General features: G+C 66.8%; 6 protein-coding genes and 1 pseudogene. 5 read left to right on the top strand and 2 right to left on the bottom strand.

Translation table 11 applies throughout. From position 1 onward, the window contains the following. Positions 1-165 precede the first annotated feature (165 nt). A pseudogene (locus Q0627_RS03230) lies at positions 166-855 on the top strand (CoA transferase); the annotation flags it as partial. Between the two features lie 64 nt (positions 856-919). Next, positions 920-2,257 (top strand): amidohydrolase family protein, encoded by a 1,338-nt coding sequence (locus tag Q0627_RS03225; protein WP_324387754.1) that lies wholly within the window; start codon positions 920-922, stop codon positions 2,255-2,257. A 350-nt stretch (positions 2,258-2,607) separates the two neighbouring features. On the opposite strand, the gene Q0627_RS03220 is transcribed toward Q0627_RS03225, so the two are convergent. Further along, a complete protein-coding gene (locus Q0627_RS03220; RefSeq protein ID WP_291019939.1) occupies positions 2,608-3,444 on the bottom strand; it encodes an alpha/beta fold hydrolase in 837 nt (278 codons plus the stop codon). Then, positions 3,444-5,078 carry an AMP-binding protein gene (locus Q0627_RS03215; RefSeq protein WP_291019941.1) on the bottom strand — a complete coding sequence of 545 codons (1,635 nt, stop codon included), beginning with the start codon at positions 5,076-5,078 and terminating at the stop codon, positions 3,444-3,446. The genes Q0627_RS03220 and Q0627_RS03215 overlap by 1 nt, the downstream gene beginning before the upstream one ends. A gap of 311 nt (positions 5,079-5,389) precedes the next feature. Between Q0627_RS03215 and Q0627_RS03210 the strand changes: the two genes are divergently transcribed. From Q0627_RS03210 to Q0627_RS03200, 3 genes are all read left to right on the top strand, one after another. After that, positions 5,390-6,622, top strand: a complete 1,233-nt coding sequence (locus Q0627_RS03210; RefSeq protein ID WP_291019944.1) for a cytochrome P450 — start codon at positions 5,390-5,392, stop codon at positions 6,620-6,622. Further along, the gene (locus tag Q0627_RS03205; RefSeq protein ID WP_291019948.1) at positions 6,619-7,455 is read left to right on the top strand and encodes an enoyl-CoA hydratase-related protein; all 837 of its coding nucleotides are present in this window, start codon (positions 6,619-6,621) and stop codon (positions 7,453-7,455) included. Before Q0627_RS03210 ends, Q0627_RS03205 begins: the two co-directional genes overlap by 4 nt. Before the next feature lie 66 nt (positions 7,456-7,521). Beyond that, positions 7,522-7,960: carboxyl transferase domain-containing protein (locus tag Q0627_RS03200; protein ID WP_298807668.1), on the top strand; the 439-nt coding region annotated here is incomplete at its 3' end.

The following is a 7,960-nucleotide window of genomic DNA, read 5'->3' as shown; positions in this document are numbered from 1 at the left end:
GAGGTTTCGAGGCTCGTCGCTTGCGCTCCTCACACGTCAACCGGCGGAGGGGGGACCGTGGGGGAGGGGGGCTCCCCCCGCCGGTTGAGGTGCGAGCTTGCGAGCCTCGAAACCTCGCGAGCCGACAGTGTCCGATCACCACGGGGTGCACTGCGTTCACCGAAGGGGTTGCGGGTGGTGGATTTCAGCGCGCTGTGGGCGGGACCGCTGTGTGCGCATCTGCTGGGGCTCGGGGGTGCGGAGATCATCAAGGTGGAGACGACGACCCGGCCCGACGGCGCTCGCCGCGGCAACGCGGACTTCTACAACCTGCTGCACGGTGGTCATCGCAGCGTCGTGTTCGACCCTGCCGACGATTCGGACCGTCGGAGCCTGGCGGAGTTGGTGGCGTCGGCGGATATCGTGATCGAGGCATCGCGGCCAAGGGCGTTGCGTGGCTTCGGGATCGATGCCGAGAAGGTGGCGGCGACCGGGGTGTCGTGGGTGTCGATCACCGCGTTCGGCCGCGATTCCAACCGGATCGGGTTCGGCGACGACGTCGCCGCCGCGGCCGGTTTGGTGGCCCTAGACGACGCCGGTGATCCGGTGTTCTGTGGCGACGCGATCGCCGATCCGCTCACCGGGCTCACCGCGGTGGTGTGGGCGCTCACCGAACCCGTTGCGGTACTGGATCTTTCGATGGCCGATATCGTCGGTGCCACGCTGACCGGCGAACCGTCGGCGGCGTGCGTCCACGAGAGGGACGGCTGGGTGACGCCGGCCGGGCATCCGGTGGTGGCCCCCACGCCGCGCGCGGTGCAGACACCCGCGCCGGAATCGGGTGCCGACACCGCGGCGGTGTTCGGAGAGTTGTGATGCTGAATCGCCGATTGTGTACATGGATTGGTCTGCGGCCGTGCGGTATCGGCATGATCGGGGCGTGCCGGTGCTGCTGACAAATGTGGTGGTGGAAGGGATACCCGCGCGGATCCGGATCGCCGGTGAGCGTATTGACGCGATATCGGCGGACGTGCACCGCCGTCCGGGCGAACAGGTCGTCGATTGCGGCGGGGGCGTGGCCGAGCCCGGTTACACCGACCACCACCTGCATCTGCACGCACTGGCGGCCGCGCGGCGGTCGGTTCGGTGCGGGCCGCCGGAGGTGACTGATGGCGCGGGACTGGCCGCGGTGCTGGCGGCTGCTCCGGCCGACGAACACGGCTGGGTGCGCGGCGTCGGATACTCCGAAACCGTTGCCGGTGAACTCGACTCGGATTCTCTGGACCGACTGTATGCGGCCCGGCCGGTGCGTATCTCGCACCGCAGCGGAGCGATGTGGTTGGTCAACGGTCTCGGCGCCCGGGTGCTCGGGCTGGACGACGCCAGGCATCCCGGCATCGAACGACGTCCCGACGGCACCCCGACCGGGCGCATCTTCCGCGCCGACGACTGGCTGCGGAAACGGCTGCCGTCCAACGGGTTTCCAGATCTGTCGGCAGTCGGCGCGGAACTGCTGTCCCTCGGCATCACCTCGGTCACCGACGCCACCCCCGACCTCGACACCGCCGCACTCGAGCACCTTCAGTCCGCCGCGGCATCGGGCGCGATCCCGCAACGGCTGCATCTGCTAGGAGTTCCCTTGGGCCGCAACATCACCGAACATCGGGTGACGACGGGACCGTACAAGATCGTCGTCGCCGACTCGGAGCTGCCCAACCTCGACGACCTGACCGACAGGATCCGCGCCGCACACAATGTCGGTCGCGCCGTCGCCGTGCACTGCGTCACCCGTGAGGCGCTGATCCTCACGCTCGCCGCCCTCGACGATGCCGGTGCGAGCGGACATGACCGCATCGAGCACGCCGCGATCGTCCCACCCGACCTGATCGACGACCTGTGTCGTCTGCGCGTCACGGTGGTCACCCAGCCCGGATTCCTCGCCGACCGGGGCCATGACTACCTGCGCGACGTCGACCCGTCCGATCGTGAAAACCTGTACCGCTGCGCGAGTCTCATGGCTGCCGGGGTGCCCGTGGCACTGTCCAGTGACGCACCGTACGGCCCGCTCGACCCGGCGGAGATCATCGACGCCGCGGTGACTCGCCGAGTCGCCGGCGGCGAGATCGCCGGCCGCTCGGAGCGCCTGACCATCGACGAAGCGGCAAGCCGTCTCCGAACCCCAGCGATCGGTCTGCGCCGAGGTTCCCTGGCGGACATCGTCATCCGGGACGCTGCCGGTGTGACTATCGCGGTGGTCGCCGGTGAGGTGGTTCGGTAATGCGTCTGCCTCGCCGGACCCTTCGAGACGCTCGCTCGTTCCTCGCATCGCCCTCAGGGATCAAGAAGCCTCCCGCAGCCACGTTCAAAACAGTTGTGACATCTTGATCCCTGTGGCCGGAGCGAAGGTTGCCGCGGTTGGTTGTTGTGTGGTTTTGGGGGTTGTCGGGTTGGTTGGGGCATTTTGATCCCTGTGGCGGGAGTGGAGGTTGCCGCGGTTGGTTGTTGTGTGGTTTTGGGGGTTGTCGGGCTGGTTGGGGCATCTTGATCCCTGAGGCCGAAGCGACGAAGGAGCGAGGGTCGCGAAGGGTCCGGTGACCTTTCGGCGCATGGCGTGAGTTCCTCGGACCGTCAGCAGCCAACCCGGTCGAGGATGGCGTCGGCGACCTCGGCGGGGCGGGTTTCGGGGAGCCAGTGGTTGGCGCCGGTGATGATGCGGAATTCGTAGGGGGCCTGCACCCAGCGGCCGGTGCGCTGGGCGCCGACGCGGCTGAGGGCGAAGTCGCGGTCGCTCCATAGGTGGGTGGTGGGGACGGTGATCTTGCCGGTACGCATGTCGGTGGGAGACCAGAACGGCATCGCCCGATACCAGTTGAGCGCACCGGTGAGGGCCCCGTACGCGACGATGTCGGAATGGAGCCGGTCGGCGTATTCGGGTGGCAGCCCGATCCGCGCACGCGCCTTCGGTGACTCGAAGGACTTGGTGAGGAACGACTCCGGAATCCTCGGCAGCTGGAACAGCGCCATGTACCAGCTGCGCAGCACCTGGCCCCGGAGCATCGCCCTGCGGTATGCCGCCGGATGCGGAACCGACAGGGTGGTCAGCGTCGCCACCCTGTCGGGGTGCTGTGCGGCGACACCCCAGGCGAGCATCGCACCCCAGTCGTGGCCCACCAGATGCACCGGACCGTCGCCGATCGCGTCGAACAGGGCGAGCACGTCGCCGATGAGCAGCCCGAGCGCGTAGTCGCGGCGCCGACCGGGCCGGGCTCGCGGCGAGTATCCACGCAGATCCGGTGCCAGCGTGCGATATCCGTGCTGGTGCAGCAGCGGCGTCACCAGATCCCAGGCGGTGGCACGCTGGGGGAACCCGTGCAGCAGCACGATCGGTGTGCCGTCGACAGGCCCCGCGTCGATGACATCGAAAACGTAGTCGCCGTTGCGGTATTCGGTGATGCGCTCGCCCATCAGGACACCGTAGCCTCCGAGGTTTCGGTCGCGGTGGCTTTCGCCCAGCGATAGTCACCCTTGCCATTGCCGAGGCGCCGCACATCATCGACGACGACAACCTCCTTGGGCACCTTGTACCCGGCGAGCTTGTCCCGGCAATACCGTTGCAGCTCACCGGATTCAATGGAGGCGACCAGCCCGTCGTCGCCTGCGGCCACAGCCACCACCTCCGAACCCCACCGATCGCTGGACCGACCGACGACGAGGACGTCGTCGATGTGGGCGAAGGTGCGCAGCACCTCCTCGACCTCCTCGGCGAACACCTTCTCGCCGCCGGTGTTGATGACCAGCGAATCACGTCCGCGCAGCAGCAGCGTGCCGTCCTCGGAGATGCGGCCACGGTCACCTGACTGGACGACACGCACACCGTTGACCGTCCGGAACGTGCGTTCGGTGGCCTCGGGATCTTTGAAGTAGCCCAACGGCATCCGGCCCTGACGCACCACCCAGCCGTCCTCTTCGTCGCCGGGCTCGAGGAACCGGTCGAGGTCTTCGGACGCAATGCGGGTGTCGGCGTGCGGGGTGAACCCGACGATCGTGTTGGTCTCGTCGTTCTCACTCGCACCGAACGCGACGTTGCCGGTTTCGGTGGAACCGTAGCCGTTGACCAGGATCACCCCGGGCAGCAGCTCGCGGAGCGTTTTCTGGTGTTCGACATTGAGCGGGGCGCCGCCGCTGGCGACCGAGAACAGCGTCGACACATCGTATTCGCCGCTGCGGATGGCGTCGATGAGCCCGACGGCGTAGGCATCGCCGACCATCGTCATCAGGCCGACCTTCTCGCGTTCGATCGTCGCGAGCACCCGGTGGGGGTCGAATTTGGTGCTGTCGTACAGGACTGCGGTCTGACCGTTAAGGATTCCGGCGAAGGCGGTGAGCAGGCCGGCGGCGTGCATGAGCGGGGACACCGCGAACCACGGCAGCCCGGCGTACTGCACTTTCTGGTGGATCTCGTCGACGTGCGCGTGTACTCCGCCGTTCATCGACACCACGTATTGGTCGCCCTGACGCCACAGCACACCCTTGGGCCGCCCGGTGGTGCCGCCGGTGCACATCATCACCACATCGTCGGGGGTGACCGCGGGAAGGTCGCCGTCCCATGATCTCCCCTGTGCCAGAGCATCATCGAACTCGATCGTGTCTTCGATGGGAGGCGTGTCGTCGTCATCGGGGATGGAGATGATCAGGTCGACGCCGTCGGGCAGGGCGCCGGCAAACCTGGCGAGCAGCGTGCGGTGGCCGATCACCGCACGCGGTGCGACGTAGTCGAGCAGTTCGCGGATCTCGGTGGGCGTGTAGTGGTAGTTGACGTTGACCGGCACCGCGCGGGCCTTGGAGCAGGCGATGAACGCATCGGGGTACAGATCGTTGTGCATGATCAGTGCGACCCGGTCCTGTCCGCACTCCCAGGGCTGGAGGTCGGCGCGCTCGGTGTGGGTACCGAATCCCTTGCTCACCAGGAACTTCGCTAACGCGGTGGTGCGCTCGGAGGCCTCGCGGTAGGTGCTGCGGCGATCGCCGCAGATGGTCATGAGCCGGTCGGGGATCGCGTCGGCGATGGCGTCGATGACAGTGCCTACGGTCCATTCCATGCGGTGCACACTCTCCGATGCTGACGCGACGGCGGGGCCTGGACGTCGCTGTGATGGCTGTCATACTCCGGGACTACGGGCCTACTGTCAAGGTACTTACTGTAATCGCGACGGTATGTGCGGCCGGGAATCCTACCGAACCTGGAACTCGAACGATTGTGACGAATGTAACCATTCCCGTAAGCCTTGCGGTAAGATCGTCGGTCAGCGTACGTTGGCGCACGGCGCAGCCCCGGCGATCCGTGCCCGCAGCCCATATCCGAGGACCCGTATCCGACGATGATGCCCGGCACCAGGCGAAAGGCAGATCGATGACCACAGCAGAGGCGGTACCCGCCGCCGTACTGGCAACCCCGGCCGCGTACAAGGACTCCGAATCATTGCACGCGGCGCTGGCGGCCGCCCGCAGGGACGACCCGGTGTCGCTGGTCGAGGTGGACGGTTACACCCCCTTCTGGGCCGTCACCAAGTATGCCGACATCATCAAGGTCGAACGCGCCGCCAAGACGTTCAGTAACTCGCCGCGGCCGGTGCTGATGACCACCGAACAGGACAAACTGCAGCAGCAGATCGGCATCGACACCCTCATTCACATGGACGGTGCCAAACACCGTCAGTACCGGGCCATCGGTGTCAACTGGTTCAAGCCGAGTGCGCTGGCCAAGCTTCAGGAGCAGGTGAACGCGCTGGCCAAGCGGTTCGTCGACAAGCTGGCCGCCGCCGGCGGTGAATGCGACTTCGTGCAGACGGTCGGGGTCGACTATCCGCTGTATGTGATCATGTCGCTGCTCGGCATCCCCGAGGACGATTTCGCGTTCATGCTCAAGCTCACCCAGGAACTCGTCGGCAACGACGACCCGGAACTGCAGCGCAGCACCAGCGACGAAGAAAACATGATGGCGATGCTCGACATGTTCGCCTACTTCCAGAAGCTCACGGAGAACCGCCGGGCCGACCCCACCGACGACCTCGCCTCGGCGATCGCCAACGCCACCGTCGACGGCGCCCCGCTCGACGACATCCAGACCGTCTCGTACTACGCGATCGTCGCCACGGCAGGCCACGACACCACCAGCAGCTCTATCACCGGCGGCCTGCAGGCGCTCATCGAACATCCCGATCAGCTCGCCAAGCTGCGCGACAACCCGGACCTGATGCCGCTGGCGGTGGAGGAGATGATCCGCTGGGTCACCCCCGTCAAGGAGTTCATGCGGACCGCCGTCGAGGACACCGAACTGCGCGGCAAGACGATCAAAGCCGGCGACGCGGTATTGCTGTCGTACGTGTCGGCCAACCGCGACGAGGAGGCGTTCGACGACCCGTTCGCCTTCGATATCGAGCGTGAACCCAACAAGCATCTGGCGTTCGGGCACGGACTGCATTTCTGTCTCGGCGCGCCGCTGGCCCGGATGGAGATCGGGGCGTTCTTCAGGGAATTGCTCTCGCGCCTGGACCACATCGAGTTGGCGGGTGAACCACAATTGACCGCGACAACGTTCGTCGGCGGCCTCAAGCACCTCCCGATCCGGTACACGCTGCGATGACCGAACCCGCCGTACTCTACGAACTCCGCGACAACGGCGTCGCGGTGCTTACGCTCAATCGCCCCGACCGGCTCAACGCCTGGGGGATGGACATCGCCGTGCCGTTCTACGAACTGATCGACCGGGCCGACGCCGACGAGGCGGTGCGCGTGATCGTGGTGACGGGTGCGGGCCGCGGATTCTGCGCCGGTGCAGACCTTTCCGGGGGCGGTGCCACCAGTACCGAGTCGCTGGGCGATGATCTGGGCAATACCGACGAGAATGCACTGAGCGCCATTCTCGGTGAGCGGCAACCGTATACGTTGACGGCAGTGCGTAAGCCGGTCATCGCGGCGGTCAACGGGCCGTGCATCGGATTCGGTTTCACCCTCGCCCTGATGTGCGATGTCCGGTTCGTGGCCGCCGGGGCCAAGTTCGGTGCCACCTTCGTCCGGCTGGGTCTGGTTGCCGAGCAGGGGATTTCGTGGATCCTTCCGCGAGTGGTGGGGGCCGCTCCGGCGGCCGACCTACTGCTCAGCGGCCGCAAGTTCGACGCCGCGGAGGCACTGCGGCTCGGTCTGGTCAAAGAGGTTGTCGCCGACGGTGATCTGCTGACGCGGGCCATCGAATACGCGGACGAGTTGGCCACGCGGTGTTCGCCGTGGGCGCTGGCGCAGATCAAGGGTCAGCTATACGACGAATCCGATCGCGCGGCCGTCGCTGCAACCACGGCGAGATCGGTTGAGCTGATGAATCTTTCGATCAAACAGCCCGACGTTATCGAGGGCATCACCAGCTTCTTCGAGCGCCGCGATCCGCGGTTCCCCCCGCTGGCATCGCTACCCCCGCAGTAATCCCCACCCCATAGTGAAGCGGTCGGCAATACCGGCCGGCACAGACGAGAGAGACACGGAGGCCACATGACCTCGACACAGGCCGGCGCCTGGGATGAGACCCTGGGCGACCTGGACGCGCGCCGTAAACGCTCCTACGCGATGGGCGGCGCCGAGCGGGTCGCCAAGCACCGCGCCAAGGGCAAGCTCGACGCCCGGGCCCGGGTCCGCGCGCTTCTCGATCCCGGCAGCTTCCAGGAGTTCGGCACCCTCGTGGGCGGGGAGATCGCCGCCGACGCCATTGTCACCGGCACAGGCGAGATCAACGGCATGCCGGTGGTGGTCGGGGCCGAGGACTTCACGACATTCGCCGGCACCATCGCCCCCGGCAGCAACGCCAAGCGCTACCGCGTCGCCGAACTCGCGCTGCGCAACCGGATCCCGATGGTGATGCTGCTCGAAGGCGCCGGGTTCCGGCCCACCGGCGATCACTACGGCCGCACCCCCACCGACCTGTTGATGCAGG

The organism is uncultured Gordonia sp. (assembly GCF_937858515.1).
Classification (GTDB): domain Bacteria; phylum Actinomycetota; class Actinomycetes; order Mycobacteriales; family Mycobacteriaceae; genus Gordonia.
Note: the sequence above shows the minus strand (reverse complement) of the source record. Positions and strands in the feature narration are given on the sequence as shown.